Here is a 22,506-nt window from a genome sequence, read left to right as displayed (position 1 = left end):
CAATCGCACAAGTATACCGTGAAAGAACGAAAAACACAATGGCAAATGCTAGCGATTCCGGCCGTAGCGCTCGTGGCTGGAAACCCAATCCAACGATGAAATCGCCGAAGCCAGGGATATCTCGCCAGCCAATGCCACTGCAGTCACGATCTCGGCGAATTTAAACACCTTGCCCGTGCCGTAACACCCCAATAACTCGAGGCACTCGCGCTGCGTCGCCAACCCAGTGCCACCGCCATAGGTTGCGACGATCAACGATGGCACCGTGAGCGAGATGTAAAGATCATCCTCCGGTGTTATTTCAGTGTAGAGGATGCCGGCTGATGACTCCGCTACGTTGGCCACATCCTGACCGGTAGCGATGAACATTGCCGTGATCCCGTTGGCCGAATGCAAGCCATTGTTGTTGGCGCCCGACAGGATGGCGCCGATATTGGCCACGTTGTAGTGGTAAAAGAGGCTGTCAGGTTCCACCCTCATGTGCTGCACCAGCACATCACGTTTGATCACGGCCTCTGCAATAACCCGCTTACCCCGGGTGTGCATGATGTTGACCTGGGAAGCTTTTTTGTCGGTTGCCAGATTGGATTCCAGATAGAAGTGCCGGATACCGTCGTAGTGATCGACAATCCAGCTGCAGCCGGCGAAAGTAGCTCTTCCCACCATATTCTGTCCGGCCCCGTCGCCTGTGGTGAAGTTAAAGCGCAGAAAGGCGAACTTTCCTGCCAGATAGGGGTCGATATTGGACAGCCTGGCGATGCTTGAGGTAGCCTCCGCCTCTTCCCGTATCTTCCCCTCATTCTCTGCTACCCAGGCGACGAAATCCCGCGCCAGGCGGGCATCGTCGAATACAAACACCGGCGCGCGCTGCATGGCGTCAGCCACAACACTGACTTTGACCCCCCCACAGAGGTTGATAATCTTCATGCCCCGGTTGTACGAAGCGACCAGAGTGCCCTCGCTGGCCGCCATGGGAATGATGAACTCTCCCTGGGCATGCTCACCACATATGGTAATCGGTCCTGCGAAACCGATGGGGACCTGGGCCACACCGGTGAAGTTTTCGATATTGCCCCGGGCGATTTCCGGGTCAAAGGAGTAGTGAGTGACGTGTTCGAGCTGCTGACCGGTGAATTCCTCGACGAACCGCTGACGCTCGGCGATGATCGAAGCGGAAAAATCGTCCACATTGTCGCGGGGAATGCTCACCTGCCGTTCAATGTGACGGGCAACAGAGCCATCGACCTTCAGGTTCAGCTCACCAAACGGGGACGCCTCGAAGGCTACTTCGATCCTATGTTTGCCTTCGTCCAAAGGCTCGATCCGGCAGATCAGATCCACCGTGCGCCTCAGTGGAAAATCGATGGGACTGGCCTCGATTTCATCCGGCGTCAGTGTTTCTCCAGAGTCTAGCACCAGGGTAATGAGCTCTCGGGGCACAGGATTCCCGTCGAAGCTTATCTCCCTGAGCGACGTTATGGTGCTGTCGCTGAGGCGATTCTTCAGGGAGAAACGAACCCCGTCGGCGGTGTTCTCCAGGCTGCCAGTTGTATAGAGCTGCTTGAGAATAAGACTGGGAACCTTGATCAAAGCCATGGTCATCTCCTTCACGATTCTGGGCCTGATGGTGATGGCGCAAGTATAACACAATGGCCATGGAAAGAACAGCCAATCAGGAGTCCAGGAGCGAATCAGATGAGGTGCTGTCTGGACCCCCAGGTGCGCGGGGATGACACTTACGGAGAAAGAAATTCGTAAGCACCAATATCGGGGTGCTCCCCCCGCGAATTGCCGTCCAGGTCGACCGCCGGCGAGAATCTCGCTGCGGCACCATCGACGGCCGGGCTTTGTTCCATCAGGTGGAAATCCTTGGCCTCGGGATCGAGAAACAGAGGATCGTCGTAACTATTGGTACTATAGGGCCACACGCCCCCATTGATCTCGTCGCTGCCGAAACATTGGCCATCGAAAGGGGAGAAGCCGGCACAGATCACATCGTCGGTCCGGTAGGGATTGTAGAAGATATTATTGCTTTCCTCGGCGAGCCTGACTTCCGGGCTGAGCCAGAACAAGGTTCCCTGATTGGCCGGGTTATCGTTGTAGAATATCGAGTTAGTCAGACGTAGCGGCGTAGGCCCGCTGCCGCTGAGGTCCCCTGCCACCACCAGATAGGCGGTACCGGCCATATTGGCGACCGTGACGTTGGTCAGGGTGTAGCTGCCTCCGGCGGTCAGCACCACGTTGGCGTCGGCAGTGGCATCGTAGGCCAGGGCATTCTCCACCGTCGAACCTTCGCCCCACAATTTAATGTTGTTGCGAGTGTCGTGGGCCACGACCTGGCGCAGAACCGTGCGGTCCGACTTGAAATCAAAACCGTCGCCGACCCCACCGGCAGCCAGCGAACGCTCCACCAGGATATCGGCGCCCCTTTCGACGGCGAAGGCGTCGGTCGCGGTGCCGCCCGCTGTGCCATTGTCGATGGCCTGAACGTCGGCGATCACCAGATTGGTGCATCCGGCGGCGCGCTCACCACCCGGGGAAACTGGCGTGCAATCGAAGCCCCCTTCGTTGTTCTGCAGCAGGACATTGCGCACCACCGAGCCGTCGCTGTTGGAAAGACGGATTCCGGTATCCCCGTTGTCCAGAATCACCAGGTCGCGCAGGGTCAGCCGGTCGTTCACATCCCAGGCCACAATGCCGAAACCGGTGTAGTTTTGGATGGTGAAGCCGCTGATGACGATGTCAGAAACCTGGGATCCGGTCTGGCCGTCGGCCAGCTCGAAGGCGGCATAGAGCTGGTTGCGGCCATCCAGAATCACCGTTTCTCCCGGTCGATTGGTGAAGGTGATGGCCAGACCGATCGCGCCCGAGCGATAAATGATCACATTTTCACTGTACCTCCCCCCGCGAACCTGGACGGTATCGCCTGGTATCACGCTGTCACTTGCATGTTGGAGGGTCCGCCAGGGCTTTTCGAAGGTCCCTGCATGGCCGTCGTCGCCATGGGGGCTGACAAAATGCGTCGTCCCTGCGGCAGGAAGTGCATCGGCCTGTAAAATAGGGGTTTCCGCGCTGGGAGGGCGAAACTCATCGGCTGGCTGGGCCACGCCGTTACAGCCGGCCAGCGCCAGGGCTGCGAACAGTGTCAGCAAAATAGGGTAACGCACGTCAGCGACTCCGCGCATGGTATAGGTTCGCCATCATCCACAACGGCGTCGAGGACACCGTCATGCCCGCTTTTTTGGTGGTTTCGGGTTTCCCGGGAAGTCTCTCTGTCAGCCCTCTGGCAAGGCGTGCAACGCCTGAGAAGAGAACTCCAGACGGACGGTCTCGCCAATCTCGTGCAGGCCGCGCACGGCCGGGTTTTCCTGGTGGACGGTGATCTCTCCCAACGCCTGGACAGAGATGCTATATTCGACGATTCCTCCCAGAAATGTGGCCCAGACGATCTCGCCGGCAAGCTGTCCATCCGATTTGGACAGGCCGATTGCTTCCGGGCGAATAGTCAACACAGTGTCGCTGCCCACCGCCAGTTCGGGCAAATCGTCCACCGCCAACTCCTGGCCGGCCAGCCGTACCCGTCCAGGGCCGCTGACCTGTGCAGATAGGAAGTTCACTTTGCCGATGAAGTCCGCCACAAAACGGTTGCGCGGCCTTGAATAGATCTCCAGCGGCGGCCCTATCTGCTCAATTCTGCCATGATTCATGATCACAATGCGGTCAGAAATGCTCATGGCTTCGGCCTGGTCGTGGGTGACATACACACTTGTGGTGCCCAGACGGTGCTGTAATTGCCGAATCTCGATGCGCATCTGCTCGCGTAGCTTGGCATCCAGGCGTTGCCGCTGTTCGGCAAAGAGCAGATGCACCATCAAGCGGATCACTTCTCGGGGCGTAAAATGTTCGCCGGCGGTCTCGTTGTATTGCTCGCTAAAACGGCGGATCAGATTCTCGAATATCAGTCCCATCTCCCGGTTGCTGACCCGATCAGGATGTAAATCCACCTGGGTGAATTCCTGCAGGATAGGGTGAATCAGGCGGGCGGTTTGCAAACGGTTGATCTGGCGTCGGAAATCGAATTTCTCGATGATGTCCTGCACATCGGGGCTGAAGCCGTTCAAGTAGGTGACCAGGTTCTGGGCGATGTCGTCGGGCGCTTCCATCAGCTTGCGCCAGTCGTAGGGCGATGTGTTGTAGACCCGGCCATAACGCTGCTGTAGAAAGCCGTCGAGATTCTTCAATTCGCCACGATAGCGCTTGTGATCATCCCCCACCGCTTGTCGTTTTTCCTCCATGGCCTGATCCAGGCGTCGAAAAACTGTCATGGGCAGAATCACATCCACATAATCGCGGGGTTTGTAATCACCGCGCAACAGGTCAGCTATGTTCCAGATAAGGTTGGCTTTTTCTTGGAAGTTGTTCATATGTATTGACCGGCTCACCGACTGATATTGTTCACCGTCTGGCAGCCCTGACAAATGCCCTGAACTTTGCTGTTCTTAGCCCAACGCAATACCGTTGCTGCATCGGCGGCATGAGGAAGACACTGCACGGGCGCCAATGGCAACTGTCCCCATTGTATCCGATTGGCGCTTCGAGACCAAACGCATCGTGAAGGCCCACAACCCCGGCATCATCCGCCCCCGGTCACCCCACAACACCCCGGCCGATCTCCAACGCCACCCGTTCATTGTCTCCCGTCAGCATCACCAGTTTCTTAATGCCCAGGTCCAAAAGCTGCTACATGGTCTCTTCCACCTGCCCATCCCACACATGCCCATCGCTTTCCTGGAAGAGCTTGACCGAACCGATGAGCACCGGATTGTACCGGAAATTCACAGAATCCAGAAGGCGCAGGCCTGGTCGAGCCTGCGCCTTCATTGTGAAATAAACTCTACCCAACCAGGCGCAAAAACCGTTCATACGCCTCATCCCAGGGCCTGCTATCTCCTGGCGTGAAAACAGCGACATCACAGGAGTTGCGTATCACTCGTCGAATTTCATCCAACGATGCTAATTCGCCGGTTGTCATCGCTTGCACAGCTACATTTCCCAGGGCTGTGGCCTCCACCGGACCGGCGACCACCGGCAAGCGGGTGGCGTCCGCGGCAAACTGGTTGAGCAGTTGATTCTGTGATCCTCCCCCGACTACGTGCAAGGTTTCTGATTTTCGAGCAAGGAGAATCTCCAACTTCTCTACCACCCAACGATATCTGAGAGCCAGGCTTTCCAGCGCCGTACGCACGATCTCGCCGCTGGTCTCAGGCATCGGTTGGCCAGCATCACGGCAGAATGCCCGGATCGCCCCGGGCATATCAGCGGGGGCGAGGAAAGATGGATGGTCGGGGTCGATGATGGCGACAAAGGGACGCGCTTCCCCGGCCATCCGGGTGAGTTGCTCGTACGAATAATCGTCGCCTTGTTTTGCCCAGAGACGCCGGCACTCTTGCACAAGCCACAGGCCCATGATGTTTTTCCAGGGCAGCACCATGCCGCCTGCCCCGCCATAGCTACTGATGTTGTATTCCAGGGTCTCTTCGGTGACGATGGCTCTGTCGTTGATGCCGCCTAGTAAGGACCAGGTCCCCGAACTGAGCCATACGAAATCATCATTCTCTGCAGGCACAGCGACCACGGCAGAGGCAGTATCGTGGGTGGCGGGCGCGACGACGCTAAGCAGAGTGAGTCCGACCTCCTCGGCTACTTCAGGCAAAATCGGGCCGAGAACGGTTCCGGGCTGAATGACCTGCGGGAAGAGGTGCCTGGGAATACCCAGGGCCTCAAGAATGGTGTCTGACCAATCGCCGATCAGTGAATTATAGAACTGGGTGGTCGTGGCGTTGGTGTACTCACAGGCCTTAACCCCTGTCAGCCAGTAGTGCAGCAGATCGGGCATCAGGAGAAAATCATGGGCGATGCTCAGTTGTGGCGAATTGGCAGCAACCATCGCCGCCAATTGGTAGAGCGTGTTTACGCTTAGGAACTGAATGCCCCCGGATTGCTCGAAAATATCACGTTGCGAGATACGTTTGAATGCATATTCCATCATCCCTTCAGTGCGGACATCGCGATAGGCGAAGGGATTGCCCAGTAACTCGCCATCGGCGTCGAGCAAGCCGTAGTCGATAGCCCAAGTATCAATGCCCATCGAAATAAACTCGTCGCCGTGCTTTTGGGCGATTGCTGCTAATCCTCGCTTGATTTCACTGAACAGATGCAATGCATCCCAGCGCAGATGGCCCATGACCTGCACCGGGCCGTTGGCAAACCGACACACCTCTTCCAGGCTGATTTTTCCATCTGCGAGGGTTCCGATTATCACCCTGCCGCTTTCGGCGCCGATGTCGATGGCGATATATTTGCCCATGATTCCCCTCTCACTTTGAAACTTTCAGGTATGTTCATTCGTGGCCGACTGTCAAGAATCGCTCGACCCGTTCTGTCAGGCGCTCGACGATGGCAGCCACGATTTCCGCGCCCAGCTCGGGCGTGGCGGTCTGGCGTGGGTCTTCGCCCAGAATGCCACCTGTCTCGCCCGCGGTTACGTCATCCAGGCGGCTGAGATCGACCAGTTCAGGATGTAAGTGCATGAGGATGGCAGTCTCCCACTTGGCTGCATGGTCGCCGCGGTAACCCAGGTCGGTGACCAGGTCATATTCGGGGATAATCCACACCCGCGTGTCGTATTGCGTCTGCCAGATAGTGAAGAGATTGGCGGCCTCCACCAGGGCTGCGATATGCGGCGGCCCATAATGTCCACTGACGATGACGATCAGCTTGAAACCGATATCGGCCAGTTGTTCCAGGTACTCGGTCAGCAATTGCATGACGGTCTCCCGCCTAAATTCCAGGGTGAGTGGAAAGCCGCCATGTTCCGGCTGCTTCAGGGTATCGAATCCACACCAGACAGGTGGCAGGACCACGCCGCCGGTTCGTTCTACTACCTTTTGCAGGATGCCGTGTGCCTTGAGGCCATCATTGCCCAGAGCCATGTGATAGCCGTGCCACTCCAGCGCCCCCCAGGGCAGGTAGGCGACCGGCGCTGTTTCAAGAATGGCATCGAATTCGCAGGGAAGAAGTGTTTCGTAGCGCATTCGATTAGGGGCAAAAGAAAATCTGCTCGATTTCCATGAACTGAATGTCACCACCCTCGACGGCCGCGGGCATCACCCAGGGATTGACCTCGACCGCCCAGCGCTTGTAGACATCGGTCTCGCCCAGCTTGGCCAGCGCTTCGCCGATATCGCCATCTACTTCCATGTAAGCGAACATGCGATTACCGAGCACGAAAATGCTGTAATTATGGATGCCGACCTCCTGGATGGCCTCCAATAGTTCGGGCCAGGGGCTGAGATGGATGTCGGTATATGGTTCCAGGTGTTCGGGATGGACCCGCCATGTCATGCCGACTCGTTTCATATCCCTATCCCCCCAGCGCGCCGATACCGGCGCCGGCGCGCTGCTCATTGATCTTTTGTGCGTAGCCGCCCTCGCGATATGAGACAATTGGATCAGGGTGGCGACCCATCTCCACACGCACCTGTTTCAGCAGAGGCTGCACGTCCAATTCATAGGCATCCATCAGGGTTCGATTGGCCAGGATGACATCGCCCGCTTGTTGCGCCGCTGCCAGCTTTTCGCGCTCGACCAGCAGAGCCTTTGCGTAGGCAGTCTGCGCATTCATCACCGACTGAATGATGCCCTCGATGCTTGGCTCGATATTGTGGGACTGATCCAGCATGTAGATGACGCTCTCAGCAGCTTCGCTCGTTGCCGGGTCTTGCGCCGCGTCCACGATCTGGTCGAAAATGGCGAAAAGCTGGAGGGGGTTGACGGTGCCTGCCATCAGGTCATCATCGCCATATTTGCGGTCATTGAGATGGAAGCCGCCCAGCTTGCCCTCGTCCAGGAGAATGGAGACGATGTGCTCGATGTTCGCGCTAAGCGGGTGATGGCCCACATCGACCAGCACCTTGGCCCGCTCACCCAACTGTTGACACATCATGAACGACATGCCCCAGTCCATCAGATCGCTCGTGTAGAAACCGGGCTCGAAATATTTGTATTCAACGGCCAGGGTCATATCCTCATCCATCGCATCATACAGAGCTTTCAATCCCTCAAACAGGCGTTGCTTGCGAGTGCGAAGGTGGTCCTGGCCGGGATAATTGGTACCATCAGCTAACCAGATGCCGATGACCTTGGAACCCATTTCGCGGGTGATGCGCACGCAATCGATGAAATGTTTGATGGTCGAGGTGCGGGTTGCCTCGTCCGGGCTGCACACACTTCCCAGGCGGAATTCCTGGCCCATAAATGTGTTGGGATGGACCGTACCGATTGTCAGCCCGCGTTCCGCCGCGTACCGGCGCACCGGTTCATAACGGCCATCGTCGGTCACATCCCACAGCACATGGCTGGCCATGACCGGGCAGATGCCGACCACACGCTGGATCTCGGCGCAATCTTCGATCTTGTCCCAGATGTTGCGCGCGGCGCCATCCTCTCGAAAAACGCCATAGCGCGTACCTGAATTGCCTACCGCCCACGAAGGTAATTCGATGACCTGCTGCTTCAACTTATCTTTCACATCCTCAACTGTCATACCTCTGTCCATGAGAACATTGGCGAGGACCTCATATTGTTGCTCCCATGTAGCCAAAGTCATTTGTGCTCCTTGATGATGCATCGAGTAGAAACCGATAAGAGATCTTCGGCCCCTTTTCAAACAGCTACTAAGTGCGTCGCGCGCTGATTCTGAGCTGGTCGATGCCCACCGCCAGCAACAATACCAGGCCGCGCACGACCATCTGGTTGTATTCCGAAACATTGAGAATAATAAGGCCATTGCTGAGGACGCCCATGATGAACACCCCCAGGATCACGCCGAGCAAACTGCCGGATCCGCCGGCGATGCTGATGCCACCTAAAACTACCGCCGTGATCACTTCCAGCTCGAAACCGACGCCGATGCTGGGCTGGCCTGAATTGACACGTCCCATCACGATCATCCCCGCCACGCCTGTCAGCAAGCCTGCCAGCGTGTAAACCAGCAACTGCATGCGCTCAACCTTGATACCTGACAGGCGCGAGGTCTCGGCATTGCCACCAATCGCGTAAATATAGCGGCCAAAATAGGTGCGGTAAAGAAAGATATATCCCAGAATAAACACGGTGATCATGATAATAACCGGCACAGGAATGCCGCCGATGTAGCCTTTGCCCACGGCTTGCACACCCTTCTCGAATCCCAGGAACGGTTCTTTGGGAAAGCCAAAAACAGGTAAGCCACTTGTCAGCGTGAAACTGATGCCACGCACGATCGTCAGCGTGCCGAGGGTGGTGATCAAGGCCGGGATGTGCAGCCGGGTGATGATCAGGCCGTTGATCAGTCCCACCAACATGCCGGCCCCGACACCGGCGAAGAGGCCTACCAGCGGCGGCATGCCCGCTTCAATGATCACCTTTGCAGCAATGACGCCGGTGAATGCAAGCACCGAACCGATGGACAGATCGATACCGCCAATGAGCAGAACCATGGCCGCACCGACGGCCGTGATGCCTGTAAACGACACCTGCCGCATAATGTTGATCAGGTTTGGCTGCGTCATAAACGCATCGGTTGTCAAGGAGAAGAAAACGAAGAGCGCAATGAGCACCAAAGCAAGGCTTAGTGTCTGCCCGGAGTTCGACAGCAGGCGGCTGAATTGGCCATTCCGAGATGCTGTGCTTGTCGTTGATTTTTCTGTTTCCATACATATGCTCTCAGTTGGATCGCAAAACGGACCAGCCGCTAGATAGGAACCGCTTCCTGGCCCGCGGCAAGAGTTAGAAGATCCTCTTCGGTTGCTTCGCCGCGGGGGAATTCACCCACCAATCTGCCCTCCCGCATGACCAAAATGCGATCGGACATGCCCAGCAACTCCGGCATCTCCGAAGAGATCATGAGGATGCCGCTCCCTTCGCCGCAGAGTTGAACCATCAATTCGTAGATCTCGTGTTTGGCCCCGACGTCGATGCCACGCGTGGGCTCGTCAAAGAGAATGATCTCAGCATCGCTTGCCAACACCTTGGCTACGACGACTTTTTGCTGGGTGCCGCCGCTGAGATTTCGAGCTTCTTCTCGGGGCACATGCTCCTGCATCTTGAGTTTGTCTTGGTAATGATTGACTACGCCTGCCTCGGCATTGCGATTGATGAAGCTCTGGTTCGACAAGGATTGGATCGTGCTCAGCGTCATGTTTTCACTGGAGCGCATCAGAAGTACCAGCCCTTGCCCTTTGCGATCCTCAGGCACGAGGCCAAGCCCATTGTCGAATGCTATGGCGGGGCTGGAAATATCAACGATCTGACCGTTCACGCTTACCTCGCCCGCCTGGCGACGCTTTGCGCCAAACAGCGTCATGGCTACATCGGTACGGCCCGCGCCGATCAGCGCATACATGCCAAGGATTTCGCCCTTGTGCAAGTCGAAAGAGACCTGCTCGAAGACCTGACCGTCCGAGAGATTTCTGACGGCGAGCACTACCTCATCAGAGGGCGGCTCCTTGCTCGGATAGTCGCCCAGCTCACGCCCCACCATATACCGGATCAACTGTGGTTCGGTTGTCTCCGCCACCATGCGTGTAACAACCAGATGGCCGTCGCGTAGCACGGTCACTCGCTCGCAAAGCTCAAAAATCTCCTCCAGGCGATGGGAAATGTAGATGATCGTAACGCCCCTTTCCTGAAGCTGGCGCGTAAGATCGAACAGGATTCCGACCTCGTCCAGCGTCAGCGATGCCGTCGGCTCGTCCATGATCAGTAGTTTCACATCCTGAGAAATCGCCTTGATGATCTCAACGATCTGCTGTTCGGCGATGCTCAAATCCATGACCAAAGTACGGGCATCCAGGCCCACATCCCATTCGTCGATGAGCGTTTGCGCTTCCCGTTCGGCCTCACGGTCGCTGATAAACACCCCACGCTTGCGCTCGCGGCCCAGGAAGATATTGGCGGCAATGCTCAAACCCGGTATCAGATTAAACTCCTGGTAGATGGCGCCGACGCCGAAGGCAATCGCCTGTCGCGGATCGAGTCTTTCAAAGGTCTGGCCTTCGAAAATGATGGTCCCTGAGGTGGGCGAGACAGCCCCTGTCAGCATCTTGATCAGGGTGGATTTTCCGGCGCCGTTCTCGCCGACAATGGCATGCACCTCGCCCCTTTCAATGGTCAGGCTCACATGATCGACCGCCAGGGTGCCAGGATATTGTTTGGTGATTGCTTTGAGCTCGAGGATGGTATCCGTAGACATGATCAATAGTCTCAGGTGGGACCTGCTCGACGCCAGAAGAGAGCAAGGTGGCGCCGAGCAGGCTTGAATCAGTTGGGTTGTCTAGTTCATGAAGTCTTCGACATTGGAAGCATCGACCGGCGCCAGCTTGATGGCGCTGATCTTGTCCACCGGCAGGCCGGCAATGGCAGAGACCAATGCCCGCACGGTGAGCGCACCCATCTCGTAGGGTTGCTGGTCGACGGTGGCCTGGTAACTGCCGCCCTCCTGAATGGCCGCCAGCGCTTCATCGGTAGCGTCGATGCCGCCCACGAAGAAGGTGTCGGGGTCATCCTTGTCAGCAGCGATCACGGCCTGGTAAGCGCCGAGCGCGCCGCCGTCGTTGATGCCGACGATCATATCCAGATCGGGATGGGCTTGCAGCCAGGTTTCCGCTGCTTCGGAACCACCGATGGGGTCGCCCGCTGTGACTGTGCCGACCACCTCGTAGCTGTCGCCGAATACCTCGGCAATGCCATCGACGATACCCTCGCGGCGCTGGATCACCTGTGGGATGATGTCGTAATTGAGGATAGCCAGTTTGAGGGTCTCGCCATCGGGGATGTGGGCCTTGGCCCATTCGCCAGCCTGGCGGCCCAGGGTGACACCCATGTCATGCTCGACCGCCCAGACCAACGCCGTCTGGTTCTCTTCGCCCAGATCAGACGTATGGGCGACGACGAACATGCCTTTGTCCAGTGCTTCTTTGGCCAGTGGCCCAATGGCTGCCGGGTCAACGGCAGTAACGACAAACCCATCAAATCCGGCATTGATGAAGTTCTCAAGCTGGGTGACCTGGGTATTGACGTCATCTTTGGGATCGTTGATGACGATCTCGACGCCCAGGGCATCGGCTTCATCTTGTGCGCCTGCAGCCAGGGCCACGAAGAAGGGATTGGCCAGATTCAGCACACTCATGCCGACCTTGATGTCGCTCAGACCCTGTTCCTCCAATGCCGTCTTGACGGATTCTGTGTCGCCTGTGGCGGCGCTGCCTTCGGTATCGGCGTCGCCTGCGGTCGTGGCTTCACCAGACCCGCCCATGAATTCCTCGACATTGGAGGCATTGACCGGCGCCAGCTTGATGGCGCTGATTGCGTCAACCGCTTCGCCCTGGATAGCAGAGACAAGCGAACGCACGGTGAGCGCACCCATCTCATAGGGTTGCTGATCCACAGTAGCCAGGTAGGAACCGCCGTCCATGATGGCTGCCAGGGCTTCATCGGTGGCGTCGATGCCGCCAACGAAGAAGGTGTCGGGGTCGTCCTTGTCGGCAGCGATTACCGCCTGATAAGCGCCAAGAGCGCCACCGTCGTTGATGCCGACGATCATGTCCAGGTCTGGGTGGGCCTGCAGCCAGTTTTCAGCCGCTTCAGCTCCCGCGATGGGGTCGCCGGCTGTCACTGTGCCGACCACCTCATAGTTGTCGCCAAATACTTCGGCGATGCCGTCGACGATACCCTCGCGGCGCTGAATCACCTGCGGAATGATGTCGTAGTTGAGGATGGCCAGAGTCAGGGTCTCGCCATCGGCGATGTGGGTCTTGGCCCATTCGCCTGCCTGACGGCCCAGGGTGACGCCCATGTCGTGCTCGACCGCCCAGACCAACCCCGTCTGGTTCTCTTCCCCAAGGTCGGAAGTGTGGGCAACGACATACATGCCCCGGTCGAGGGCATCCTTGGCAATGGGAGCGATGGCGGCGGGGTCCACGGCAGTGACGACGAAGCCGTCGAAGCCGGCGTTGATAAAGTTCTCAAGCTGTGTGACCTGGGTATTGACGTCATCTTTGGGATCGTTGACGACAAGTTCGACGCCAAGTTTGTCCGCTTCATCCTGAGCGCCCGCAGCCAGGGCCACGAAGAAGGGATTGGCCAGATTCAGCACGCTCATACCGATCTTGATGTCTTCAGCGGTTTTCACCGTTGGTTCCTCAGCTGCAGGCTTTTCAGCCGCAGGTTCCTGTGCAGCGGGTGCTTCCGCAGGCGTTGTTGCACCGCCGCAGGCAGCCAATAACACTGCCGCCAACAGGAGCCATGTAATGAGCAATAGCTTTTTGGACATGTCAGTTTCCTCCTTTAAGGAAGTGGTTGAGAGAGAGGGAGAACGGAAATGAAGTTTTCAAGAGTGGGCGGTCAATCCTGCCACTGCTGGCGCTGGGACTGTTCGCTTGGATGGGTAGTATTCGTCGACGTTTTCGCGAGTGATGACCACATGTTGATTAAAAACGGCCGGCGGCACGGCCTCACCGTTGAGGATTTTCAGGGCGAGGTGCAACAATCCCTCACCATAATTTTCGGGCCCGAAACGTGTCGTGCCAATGAAGGGATAGTCTGGCCGGCGCAGCGCTGTGCAACCCAGGCGGTCGGCGTTTTGGCCGACTGCGACAACCTGGGAGAGACGACTGGCCTGCTCGAAGGCGGTCAGCGCGCCCAGGACTGCTTCGTCATTGATGCCGATGATGCCGATACGAGCATCCTCCGCAAGCGTAGGTATGATTTTTTTCACTCTCTCCACGGCCGCGTCAAGCACGCCAGGACAGTCCAGGGAAATGATCCGATCGTCGCCCAGGAAGCCCAATATCGATTCCAGCCCGACCTGCTGACCAAGCAAACGGGCGCTGGTCACTGGCCCGACCTCCGGCATTTCCAGCTTCAGCAACAGATCCAATCGCCCGTCCCAATGGGTGTGAACCCAGGCACCCAACACCTCGCCTGCCAGATAACCCGCCCGGAAGTTGTCGGCGCCATAAAATGTCGCTCCGGGCAACGGAATATCAACAGCAATAACAGGGATGCCGGCCCGGTTGAACCTATCCATGATGATGTTGCCGGCGTGGGCGTCGATCTGGTATTCGATCATGAGATCGACCTGGTTGGCCACAAACCAATCGGCATTGTCCAAGGCTGTTTGGCGGTCGAGACGATTGTCACGGATCAGCAATTCGACATTTTCAAACTTCTCGGCGGCCCGCTCCAGGCTGCGATGCACTTGCTGGGCAAATATCATCTCTTCCGTCAGATTGGCGAAACCAATCCGATAGGTGCGTTTGCGTACCAACGTTTGCGTCGGTTCGAATACCTCGGCCGAGTTGTCGCTTACCGTGGCAATCCGAAAGGTAGCAATCCGTTGAAGGGCCTGCAGTTGATGCGGCTCGATGGCATCATCCGTGATGAATGTATCGATATCCTTCAGGCCGGCAAAGCGATAGGCGCCCATCGTGTCGAGTTTGCTGTGGTCCACCAATGCAATGGTCTTTTCACCCAGCGCCAGCATCTGCGCCTTGAGTTCTCCCTCGTCCACATCCATCTCCATCATCCCCTGGTCGCTGGAGAAGGCAGTGCAGGAGAAAAAGCATTTGGCTGCTGTGAAGTTCTGCATCAAATTGGGGTTCAGATCGCCGATCAACGAGTATCCATCCGAACTCACCACATCCGAGGCCAGGATGACCTTGTTGGACGAGTTCTGTGCCAGTAGCATGGCGGTTTCCAGGCCATTGGTAACCACAGTCAGGTCGCGACGATCCTGCAGCAATATGGCAAGATGATAGACCGTGCTGGATGCGTCCAGCACGATAGCATCGCCATTTTCGACTAAACTGGCGGCGTACCGGCCGATCAGTTCTTTCTCCCGCCGTTTTATTTTGGTCTTGGCGGCAAACACTCGCTCTGGCTGACCATTGCTCGCTGCCGCCACCGCCCCGCCCCGCACCTTGATCAGCAATGACTTTGCCGCCATGGCGTTGAGGTCGTTGCGAATGGTGTTGGAGGAGACATCGAGGCGCGCGGCCAGGTCATCGACCCCTACTTCCCCCTTTTCCTTCAGCAATGACAGGATCACCTGCCATCGCTTTTGAACCTCCATCGGCCTGGCCACATGCTCCATCCTTGAAGCTATATATTGTGACAATCTGAGGATTTATTATGATAACTTGTGAAATAGTATAGTTGAATTGTGAAACTTTGTCAAGGGGTTTGTGGGTTTTTCAGGCAAGATGCCCATTGCCGAGTGGGCAGTGGGCATCTTCGTGCTGGTTTACCAGTAAAACTGTCGGACAGAAGAAGTTATTACCTTACGAGTCAGATTCTTGCACACTGGGCAAGACAATCAGCCACGAACCTGACAAGGATGAACCGCAGATAAATCCAAGAAAAGATCGGCGGAAATCCGCGCTGGAGGTCTGCGGTGATCCTTCGACTACGCCCCTCGACAAGCTCGGGACGTTGCTCAGGACAGGTCAGCGGTGAAAAGAAGAAAACATTACCGCTGATTAACGCAGAAAAACGCTGATCAGACATCAGAGAAGATCGGCGGAAATCTGCGCCGGAGGTCTGCGCAATCAGCGTTTCTCTGGCTTGTCCAGGTTTAGGAGGAATGTACAGGCGCCAGCATGTCCACATCCAATGGATAGCAGCCATAGTGATGGATGGTATCGATCATGATCCGGTAGAGTTCAGGATCGACGCCGGAGTGAATGGAGTTGCTGGATGAGCAAACGTAGCCGCCGCCCGCACCTGCATCCCGAATACAGGCTTTGACCGCTTCCACCACTGCGGCGGGAGGGCCATACATCAGCAATTCAAGCTGGTCCACATTGCCCTTGATGGCCACCTTGTCGCCGTACTTGGCCTTGACCACCTTCAGTTCCATGCCGCCGGAAGGGTCGATGGGGTCGATGCCATCGGAACCGGCGGCAACAATGCTATCGAGCAGGGGATACATATTGCCGTCACTGTGTTTCCAGTGACGCAGCCCGACGTCATGGATGGCATTCACAAGGCGCCGATAGTGTGGCAAAAACAGATTTTCCCACAACTCGGGCTTGAACATCGGCCCGCGGTTGTCGGCTACATCGTCGCCCGAAAAGACGATATCGACGCCAATCTCCGCCGCTCGTTCGATCACCCGAATATAATGATCGACGCATCTGGTGACAACCCCCTCCACAAGTTCCGGGCACTCTTTCAGGTTGATGAACAATTGGGCATAGCCGATATAGTCACGCGGGCCTGACCAGACGTCACGCATCTGCAGGATGATCGCGCGGCGCCCGCCGAACCGTGCAACAGTCTCGCGGATTCTGTCGTAGCGAAAGTCGTCGTCAGGGTCGGGAGGCTGCCAGGTCTCCAGATCTTTGAGCGTCTTGAGTGGGGCCTGGGCATCGACTGGCATGGCATAATTGTCTTTGCCGATCTCGCGCACGGCACCCCACTCATCCACCAGCCGGTTGCCACCAAGATCCTGCTTGCGATAGGCGGGAGCCACCATGACGCCATCGATATCTAACAGTTCGATCAAGTCCCAATAATCGCCACCCCTGGTCATTGTTTGAATCAAATCGGCGTCATGCACCCACTCAAAATGGGGGACCCGATCAGGCTCTTCGTGGTTTAGCACTGCCAGGACGCGTTCCAAGGAGGTCATTGCTGGTTTCGACGGAAACCTGCGTTTGGGCTTAGGCAGATCGAACGAGCCCTTGATACGAGCGAAACTTTGGGTGGGCGTGTGGGCCTTGGCCTGCAAAAGATATTGGGAATCGTCTGGATTCTCCAGGAAATCGTTGGCTATTCGGGTCGTCGTGCTCGCTTCTTCGGCAAAGCCGTCGGCTCCTACGTGGATAGCATATTCCTCCGTGATGGGAGCGCCGCCGACCATGACTTTGACCTGGTCTCGCAGCCCGGCTTCGATCAGAGCATCGATGTTGGTCTTGAACATGGGCATGGTTGTGGTGAGGAAAGCCGAAAAGCCTACGATTTCAGGCTTGTGTTCCTCTATCGCTTCTATCATCGTCTCGGGTGATACATTGACTCCCAGATCGATCACGTGGAATCCAGCTGCCTCCAGCATCACCCTGACCAGATCCTTGCCGATATCGTGGATGTCGCCCTTGACCGTGAGCAGCAGGTAGGTGCCAACAGGCTTGGTGCCGCCTTGAGCCAGAATGGGCCGCAAGACGTTTAATCCGGATTTCATCGCCTTGGCCCCCGTCAACATTTCCGGTACGAAGTACTCCCCCTTTTCAAAGAGTTCTCCCACTTCTTCCAGCGCCGGGAGCAGTGCATCGTACAGCACCTCTTCCGCCCCCATGCCCTCAGCGAGGGCTTCCCGAGTAAGCTCGGAAACTGAATGCTCGTCGCCGTCTATCACTCCGTCGTAGAGCTGGTCTTTCAATTCTTCCCATCGTGATGAGTCAGACACCTGAACCTCCGTCAACCGTTTCTTGCATTAGTTTCTCGCGTTATGTGAAAGGCCCGGTAACCCTGGAGGTGTGAAACATAGCGACCTGCCCGGGTGCTGAATGTCTGGAGTGGCCGCAAAAGCACGTGTCCATTACTGTGGGCTGCCTCTGATAAAGCTGAATACATCCTCTATATTTAAAGGCCGATGTTATTATAACACGATGTCTCAGTTATACTAAAGACGTCATCCACTCCCGACCACCCCCAACACCCCGGCCGTAATCCCCCCTTCCATCCGCTTACTGACTGGAGTTACACAGGTAACAATATGCTCAGACGACGGCGGACCACGGACGGCAGCCGGTAGGGGCGACGCATTCCTCGCGGATGACCCGGTTAATGGGAGATGTCCCATCGGATGAGCCATTTGTGTTTGACCAAGTGCCTGTGGGGAATGCGTCGCCCCTCCTCTTTGCACCCATGGTTACCGGCTCTACTGCAACGGACGAGATTACCAGCGCCAATCCACCAAGTCGGTCTGTAACTCACGCTGCCTGCGCCAAGAGGATCCCGATGTCATGCCGCCCACCTCGGGAAACCACGATCTGGATCCGGCCGATCCCGCTGCTTGTCCCTGCCGAGACCCCTCTCGCCAGGGTTTCATCGTCACCGTCAAAGATACCTTGCCTGACGGTTGAGGATATATGATAAGATCATATTACTCGACCAGCAAATCAGGGAGGGAGAGAACCATGTCACAAAGCGTCCTTTTCATCATCAATGACGGGCCGTACGGCAACGAACGAGCGTACAACGGCTTGCGTCTTGCATTGAATTTGATCAAGCGCCCGCAAGTCGCCGTTCGCATCTTTCTGATCGGCGATGGGGTGCAGTGCGCCCGCAAGGGCCAGACCACGCCGAATGGGTACTACAACGTGGAACGCATGCTCAAATCCCTGGCCCGGCGAGGAAAGGTGGCGACCTGAGGCTCTTGCTGCGAGGCCCGCGGGATCGGGCCTGAAGACAAAATCGAAAATGTGCTGGATAGCGGTCTGAGTCTGATGGGCGATTGGGCGCTGGACGCGGACAAGGTCATCGTGTTTTGAGATCTTGGTGAGCAAGAACTCGTCCGCGTCAATTCGCTGTGGTCTGCGGGAAGCTCGTTCAGCCCACAGACGATGGTGACGTTCTGTTCCCGAGCCGCGTTGGTGAGGGGAGCGAGATCACCGCCCTCAAAGAGATTGTTAGGGTCAAGTTGTTGGTTGAACACGATGAGCCGCGCCCTATTATTCTGCCGGGCTCGGGTTCAGCTCCGCCCGGGGAACCTGGCGTTTTCCCGCCACAATCATGGCGATGCCCAGCGCCGCCAAAGCAGCCAATAATGCCAGCCAGATCAGGGTGTTCGGTGCAGTCCAGTCGATTTTCTTTACGCTCAAATCCACCACAATCAACCCCAAAATCGAAAAGATGCTGAATGTGGCCTCAGTCAGCCCGGCGGCGATGAATTCAGCGGGCGTGGCGGCCTTCGCTACGGAATACATCATCACGCCGCCGGTAATGAACGTGGCACTGTAAAGCTGGCTGTGAAATACGTCCAGTTTCCAGGGGAATATGCTGCTGAAAACAGATGGAAAGAGCAGCAAGCCGAGGCCGTATAGGGTGAGCAGGAAACTGGTGACAAGCAAGATCGTGCGCCAGCTTCGAGGTACGGGGTTCAGGTGGGTGGTGGGCATCGAACGGTAGAGCCACGAATGATAGCCTGCACTCAACGGAAGGGTGATATACAGTGCAAACCAGGCCCAGACAGACCATGACCTGAAATCGAATTGCTCAATGTGCAAAATCGAGACGGCCAGGACGATAAACGTGAATGTAAAAATGGCCCTCAGCACCGGTCGGGTCGGCGACCAGCGCCCTGTAAGATACATAAAGGCCACCGGGACCATGGCTCCCAGATAAATGGCCCCCAGGAAGCCTGCATTGAAAGGAGCAATCTGCCAGGGCCATACTGGCCGGGTGATTGCTGGTAAAAGAAACAGGCCAAAGCCGGCGCCGATGAGCACCAATGTCTCGATCAGCGTGAACGTTCGCAGGAAAGGCGTGATGGGTGGGTTTTTGTCTGTCGAATTCAAATTTGTTATCTCCTGGTGATTGGTCGAATGTCCTGGTAGCCCATACCCGCCATCACAGCGCCGCGCAGTTTCTGCTGGCGTGCGGGGGCTACCGCCAGGGTGATGGGGGTGGTCGGGCGCAGATGATAATCCGGTAAGGTCAGGCGACGACCTCGAAGTTGCGCATCATGCCCATGTCTTCGTGCTCTAGGTTGTGGCAGTGGTAGAGGAAGAGGCCGGTAAAATCGTCGAAACGGCGGATGACTTTCACGCGCTCGCCCGGCATCACCAACACGGTGTCCTTCCAGCCCTCGTCCACAAAGCCGCCGCTGAGACTCTCCCAGGCCGCGCGCCCGCCCCGATTCACCTGGCGATCCAGCACCTGGAATTGCTCGCCGTGCATGTGCATGGGATGTGGTAAGGTCATCATGCCCCCGCCCATCATGCCGCCCATGCCCCCGCCTTCGTTCACGAACTCCCATATCTCGCTGCTGCCCAACCGCACTCGCTCGTCCCGGGCGACGGCAGTCATCTCGAAGGATCGGCCGTTGAGCGTCCAACCGCGCGGCGGCTGCATGCGCAAAGCGACGCGCCGTGTTTGGGTGGCGTCCTGCGGCGACAAGCGTTCGATGGTGGAAAGGCGTTCGGGCAGGGCCAGGCGCTCGTCCGACTGGCTCTCGACGCGCACGGTCATAATGGGATAGCGCTCGCCCAAAGGCAGCGCTGTGGGAGTCCTGCCCATCATTCCTCGGCCCCCACCGCCCGTCATGCCCTCTGGAGCGATGAATGGCTGGCTTTGCAGGACCACCTCGCTGCCCACCGCCCGCTGGCTGAAATCTACCCACAGCTCGACGCGCTCGGCCGGGGCCAGGGTGACGTATGGCCGCTGCAGCGGCTTCTCCAGCAGGCCGCCGTCGGTGCCGATCACGGTGAAGGACGAGCCGTTGTCCCAGCCCAGCTTGTAGATGCGCGAGTTGGAGCCGTTGAGCAGGCGCAAACGGTAGGGACGGGTGGCCACCGGCAGGGTGAAGTCAGGCTGGCCGTTGACCAGGATCTGGTCGCCCAGGAAGCCGTCCATCTGATCCATCATGCCGTTGGAGAGGTAAACGAGCTGGTTGTTGCGGTCAAACATGCGATCCTGGATCACCAGGGGGATGTCGAACTCGCCGCTGGGGAGCCCGGCCGCCCGCTCTCCCTCGTCGCTGACCAGGAAAAAGCCGGCCATGCCGGCGTAAACCTGGGGACCGGTGATGCCGTGAGGATGGGGATGGTACCAATAAGTCCCGGCCCGGTTCAGCACCTCGAAGTCATATTGATAGCTCTCGCCCCGCCTGATGACGTACCGAGGATGCCCGTCCATCTCCGCGGGGACATGCAAGCCGTGCCAATGCACGATGGTTTCCTGCGGTATCTGGCTGGTGAAATGGACGCGCAGGCGCTGGCCCTTGTTCAGGCGCAAAATTGGGCCTAGATAGGTGTCGGGTAAAGGTTGCAGGGCGCTCGAATCGCCCTTGAGCACTTCGCCTTGCAGCGTCCAGACCTGGGTGGGCTGGCCGGAGAAGATGGGAATGGTGGCTGCCACGGCCGCGAGGGCGATCTCTGTATCGGCTGCGGAGGCGCTGCCCGTTGTGGCGGAAGCCGTTGTCGACGTCCTTTTCGAGGAAGGCGAGGGGCTGAGACCGTCATCCAGATCGGAAGGGGTCGGGGAGGGCAGGGCTTCGTCCTGAGCTTGCGGAAGGGCGGTGGGGGGCGTACAGGCCGCCAAAACGGCGCCAGCCAGGCCAACGCCACCGAGGCCCAGAAATTTGCGGCGACTGATTTTCTTCATAAGGGTTCCCTATTACGAGTATTTGTGACCACACACTACCGTAAGCGTGTGGTCCTTGTTAGAGGGCTAGATCACGTCGCATGTCGTCATATTCGTTTTTCGCGATCTCGCCACGTGCGTAGCGCTGCTTCAGAACATCCAGCGCGGAATCCTGCCGGGAGGCGGGGCCTGCGATCCCATGAGCAGCTGATCCATCGGCCAACCTGGTCACCTGGGCGATGGCCCAGATGACCAGGCCGACGATCAAAACCCATCATGATAATAACCTCCAGATTGAATGGTGTTGGTGCAATGTTCCTAAGAATCTGTTTGAAAAGGTCAAGTAGGAGCGAGTCTGCGGAACATGTTGCGAGTCATGGCAAATGGCAATAGTGATGAAGGCCTCGCTGCTGGCAGGTAGGCGCTCGTAATCTTTAGATAGGTGACGGTGGTGTCCGAACAGTGTCCCGCTGGCTGTCGGTCAAGTCGCTTGGGCATAGTTTTTTGTTCACAACTACAATCTATACCATCGATTGGCCGATAGCCGCTACTTTTCAAACAACTTCTAAGTGGCAAGGATATCCTCTCGCATTGCTTCGTATTCAGCCTTGCTTAGCTCGCCGCGCGCGTAGCGCCGTTTGAGAATGTCCAGGGCGGATTCTTGCATCTTGGCCTCAGGCAGACTGGGCTGATTTCCCGGTGGATTGACGGTTGTGTAGCTGGCTGGGCCGCCAACGCGCGGAAACAGGACACTCACCAACCAGACTGCCAGACCGATGATGATGACGAAAAAGAGTAACATGAACAGGAGGCCAAAACCCCCGAACCCCATCATCATGGTCATTTTCCTCCTGTGGGCTGTGGACTGAATAGTGATGGAAGCGCCCTGGCGATATCCTCCAAGGCTGATATCAGCTTACAGGAGGCATGTGACAGTCTCTTGACGGAAATATGACGTTTTCATGAAGCTTTCCCTCCCCGCGTCCCCCCTCCCCGTGTCTCCGTGTCGCCCCCTCCCTCGCCGTGTCTCCATGCCCTTCGCTCCCTTCGCGCTTCATGTCTCTTCGTGTCCCTTCGCGCCTTCGTGGTCCAAACCCTCCC

General features: G+C 57.2%; 18 protein-coding genes. 1 reads left to right on the top strand and 17 read right to left on the bottom strand.

Annotation, left to right across the window (positions count from 1 at the left end):
- Positions 1 to 48 precede the first annotated feature (48 nt).
- From U9R25_15760 to U9R25_15700, 13 genes are all read right to left on the bottom strand, one after another.
- Positions 49 to 1,587, bottom strand: coding sequence for a hydroxymethylglutaryl-CoA reductase (locus U9R25_15760; GenBank protein MEA3337355.1), 1,539 nt, complete (start codon positions 1,585 to 1,587; stop codon positions 49 to 51).
- A gap of 149 nt (positions 1,588 to 1,736) precedes the next feature.
- Positions 1,737 to 3,167 (bottom strand): right-handed parallel beta-helix repeat-containing protein, encoded by a 1,431-nt coding sequence (locus tag U9R25_15755; GenBank protein MEA3337354.1) that lies wholly within the window; start codon positions 3,165 to 3,167, stop codon positions 1,737 to 1,739.
- Between the two features lie 108 nt (positions 3,168 to 3,275).
- Positions 3,276 to 4,424 carry a type I restriction-modification system subunit M N-terminal domain-containing protein gene (locus U9R25_15750; GenBank protein MEA3337353.1) on the bottom strand — a complete coding sequence of 383 codons (1,149 nt, stop codon included), beginning with the start codon at positions 4,422 to 4,424 and terminating at the stop codon, positions 3,276 to 3,278.
- A gap of 316 nt (positions 4,425 to 4,740) precedes the next feature.
- The gene (locus U9R25_15745) at positions 4,741 to 4,881 is read right to left on the bottom strand and encodes a hypothetical protein (protein ID MEA3337352.1); all 141 of its coding nucleotides are present in this window, start codon (positions 4,879 to 4,881) and stop codon (positions 4,741 to 4,743) included.
- Positions 4,882 to 4,894: 13 nt separating this feature from the next.
- On the bottom strand, positions 4,895 to 6,367 hold the full coding sequence (locus U9R25_15740) for a rhamnulokinase family protein (GenBank protein MEA3337351.1): 1,473 nt from the start codon (positions 6,365 to 6,367) through the stop codon (positions 4,895 to 4,897).
- A gap of 34 nt (positions 6,368 to 6,401) precedes the next feature.
- A complete protein-coding gene (locus U9R25_15735; GenBank protein MEA3337350.1) occupies positions 6,402 to 7,094 on the bottom strand; it encodes a creatininase family protein in 693 nt (230 codons plus the stop codon).
- A gap of 4 nt (positions 7,095 to 7,098) precedes the next feature.
- Positions 7,099 to 7,419, bottom strand: a complete 321-nt coding sequence (locus U9R25_15730) for an L-rhamnose mutarotase (protein ID MEA3337349.1) — start codon at positions 7,417 to 7,419, stop codon at positions 7,099 to 7,101.
- Between the two features lie 4 nt (positions 7,420 to 7,423).
- Complete coding sequence (locus U9R25_15725; protein ID MEA3337348.1) at positions 7,424 to 8,668, bottom strand: L-rhamnose isomerase; 1,245 nt, start codon at positions 8,666 to 8,668, stop codon at positions 7,424 to 7,426.
- A gap of 67 nt (positions 8,669 to 8,735) precedes the next feature.
- On the bottom strand, positions 8,736 to 9,611 hold the full coding sequence (locus U9R25_15720; GenBank protein MEA3337347.1) for an ABC transporter permease: 876 nt from the start codon (positions 9,609 to 9,611) through the stop codon (positions 8,736 to 8,738).
- Between the two features lie 182 nt (positions 9,612 to 9,793).
- Positions 9,794 to 11,293 (bottom strand): sugar ABC transporter ATP-binding protein, encoded by a 1,500-nt coding sequence (locus U9R25_15715; GenBank protein ID MEA3337346.1) that lies wholly within the window; start codon positions 11,291 to 11,293, stop codon positions 9,794 to 9,796.
- A gap of 81 nt (positions 11,294 to 11,374) precedes the next feature.
- On the bottom strand, positions 11,375 to 13,372 hold the full coding sequence (locus U9R25_15710) for a sugar ABC transporter substrate-binding protein (protein MEA3337345.1): 1,998 nt from the start codon (positions 13,370 to 13,372) through the stop codon (positions 11,375 to 11,377).
- 57 nt (positions 13,373 to 13,429) lie between these two features.
- Positions 13,430 to 15,172, bottom strand: a complete 1,743-nt coding sequence (locus tag U9R25_15705; GenBank protein MEA3337344.1) for a DeoR/GlpR family transcriptional regulator — start codon at positions 15,170 to 15,172, stop codon at positions 13,430 to 13,432.
- 501 nt (positions 15,173 to 15,673) lie between these two features.
- Positions 15,674 to 17,506, bottom strand: a complete 1,833-nt coding sequence (locus U9R25_15700; GenBank protein ID MEA3337343.1) for a uroporphyrinogen decarboxylase family protein — start codon at positions 17,504 to 17,506, stop codon at positions 15,674 to 15,676.
- Between the two features lie 733 nt (positions 17,507 to 18,239).
- Between U9R25_15700 and U9R25_15695 the strand changes: the two genes are divergently transcribed.
- Positions 18,240 to 18,473 (top strand): DsrE family protein, encoded by a 234-nt coding sequence (locus U9R25_15695; GenBank protein ID MEA3337342.1) that lies wholly within the window; start codon positions 18,240 to 18,242, stop codon positions 18,471 to 18,473.
- 300 nt (positions 18,474 to 18,773) lie between these two features.
- Here the strand turns inward: U9R25_15695 and U9R25_15690 are convergent, their stop codons facing one another.
- The 4 genes from U9R25_15690 to U9R25_15675 all read right to left on the bottom strand — a co-directional run bounded on the left by U9R25_15690 (position 18,774) and on the right by U9R25_15675 (position 22,243).
- Entirely contained in the window at positions 18,774 to 19,619 is an 846-nt protein-coding gene (locus tag U9R25_15690; protein ID MEA3337341.1) for a hypothetical protein, read from the bottom strand.
- A 139-nt stretch (positions 19,620 to 19,758) separates the two neighbouring features.
- Complete coding sequence (locus U9R25_15685) at positions 19,759 to 21,426, bottom strand: multicopper oxidase family protein (GenBank protein ID MEA3337340.1); 1,668 nt, start codon at positions 21,424 to 21,426, stop codon at positions 19,759 to 19,761.
- 58 nt (positions 21,427 to 21,484) lie between these two features.
- Positions 21,485 to 21,673, bottom strand: coding sequence for an SHOCT domain-containing protein (locus tag U9R25_15680; GenBank protein MEA3337339.1), 189 nt, complete (start codon positions 21,671 to 21,673; stop codon positions 21,485 to 21,487).
- A 297-nt stretch (positions 21,674 to 21,970) separates the two neighbouring features.
- Positions 21,971 to 22,243, bottom strand: coding sequence for an SHOCT domain-containing protein (locus tag U9R25_15675; protein ID MEA3337338.1), 273 nt, complete (start codon positions 22,241 to 22,243; stop codon positions 21,971 to 21,973).
- Positions 22,244 to 22,506: the final 263 nt, after the last annotated feature.

The sequence above is a fragment of the Chloroflexota bacterium genome, assembly GCA_034717495.1.
Lineage (GTDB): Bacteria > Chloroflexota > Anaerolineae > JAAEKA01 > JAAEKA01 > JAYELL01.
Note: the sequence above shows the minus strand (reverse complement) of the source record. Positions and strands in the feature narration are given on the sequence as shown.

Bases quoted from the DNA above. Each gene is read 5' to 3' on its own strand.
- U9R25_15750 (MEA3337353.1), bottom strand. From the start codon at position 4,424: ATGAACAACTTCCAAGAAAAAGCCAACCTTATCTGGAACATAGCTGAC.
- U9R25_15745 (MEA3337352.1), bottom strand. From the start codon at position 4,881: ATGAAGGCGCAGGCTCGACCAGGCCTGCGCCTTCTGGATTCTGTGAAT.
- U9R25_15740 (MEA3337351.1), bottom strand. From the start codon at position 6,367: ATGGGCAAATATATCGCCATCGACATCGGCGCCGAAAGCGGCAGGGTG.
- U9R25_15735 (MEA3337350.1), bottom strand. From the start codon at position 7,094: ATGCGCTACGAAACACTTCTTCCCTGCGAATTCGATGCCATTCTTGAA.
- U9R25_15730 (MEA3337349.1), bottom strand. From the start codon at position 7,419: ATGAAACGAGTCGGCATGACATGGCGGGTCCATCCCGAACACCTGGAA.
- U9R25_15725 (MEA3337348.1), bottom strand. From the start codon at position 8,668: ATGACTTTGGCTACATGGGAGCAACAATATGAGGTCCTCGCCAATGTT.
- U9R25_15720 (MEA3337347.1), bottom strand. From the start codon at position 9,611: ATGACGCAGCCAAACCTGATCAACATTATGCGGCAGGTGTCGTTTACA.
- U9R25_15715 (MEA3337346.1), bottom strand. From the start codon at position 11,293: ATGTCTACGGATACCATCCTCGAGCTCAAAGCAATCACCAAACAATAT.
- U9R25_15710 (MEA3337345.1), bottom strand. From the start codon at position 13,372: ATGTCCAAAAAGCTATTGCTCATTACATGGCTCCTGTTGGCGGCAGTG.
- U9R25_15705 (MEA3337344.1), bottom strand. From the start codon at position 15,172: ATGGAGGTTCAAAAGCGATGGCAGGTGATCCTGTCATTGCTGAAGGAA.
- U9R25_15695 (MEA3337342.1), top strand. From the start codon at position 18,240: ATGTCACAAAGCGTCCTTTTCATCATCAATGACGGGCCGTACGGCAAC.
- U9R25_15685 (MEA3337340.1), bottom strand. From the start codon at position 21,426: ATGAAGAAAATCAGTCGCCGCAAATTTCTGGGCCTCGGTGGCGTTGGC.
- U9R25_15675 (MEA3337338.1), bottom strand. From the start codon at position 22,243: ATGATGATGGGGTTCGGGGGTTTTGGCCTCCTGTTCATGTTACTCTTT.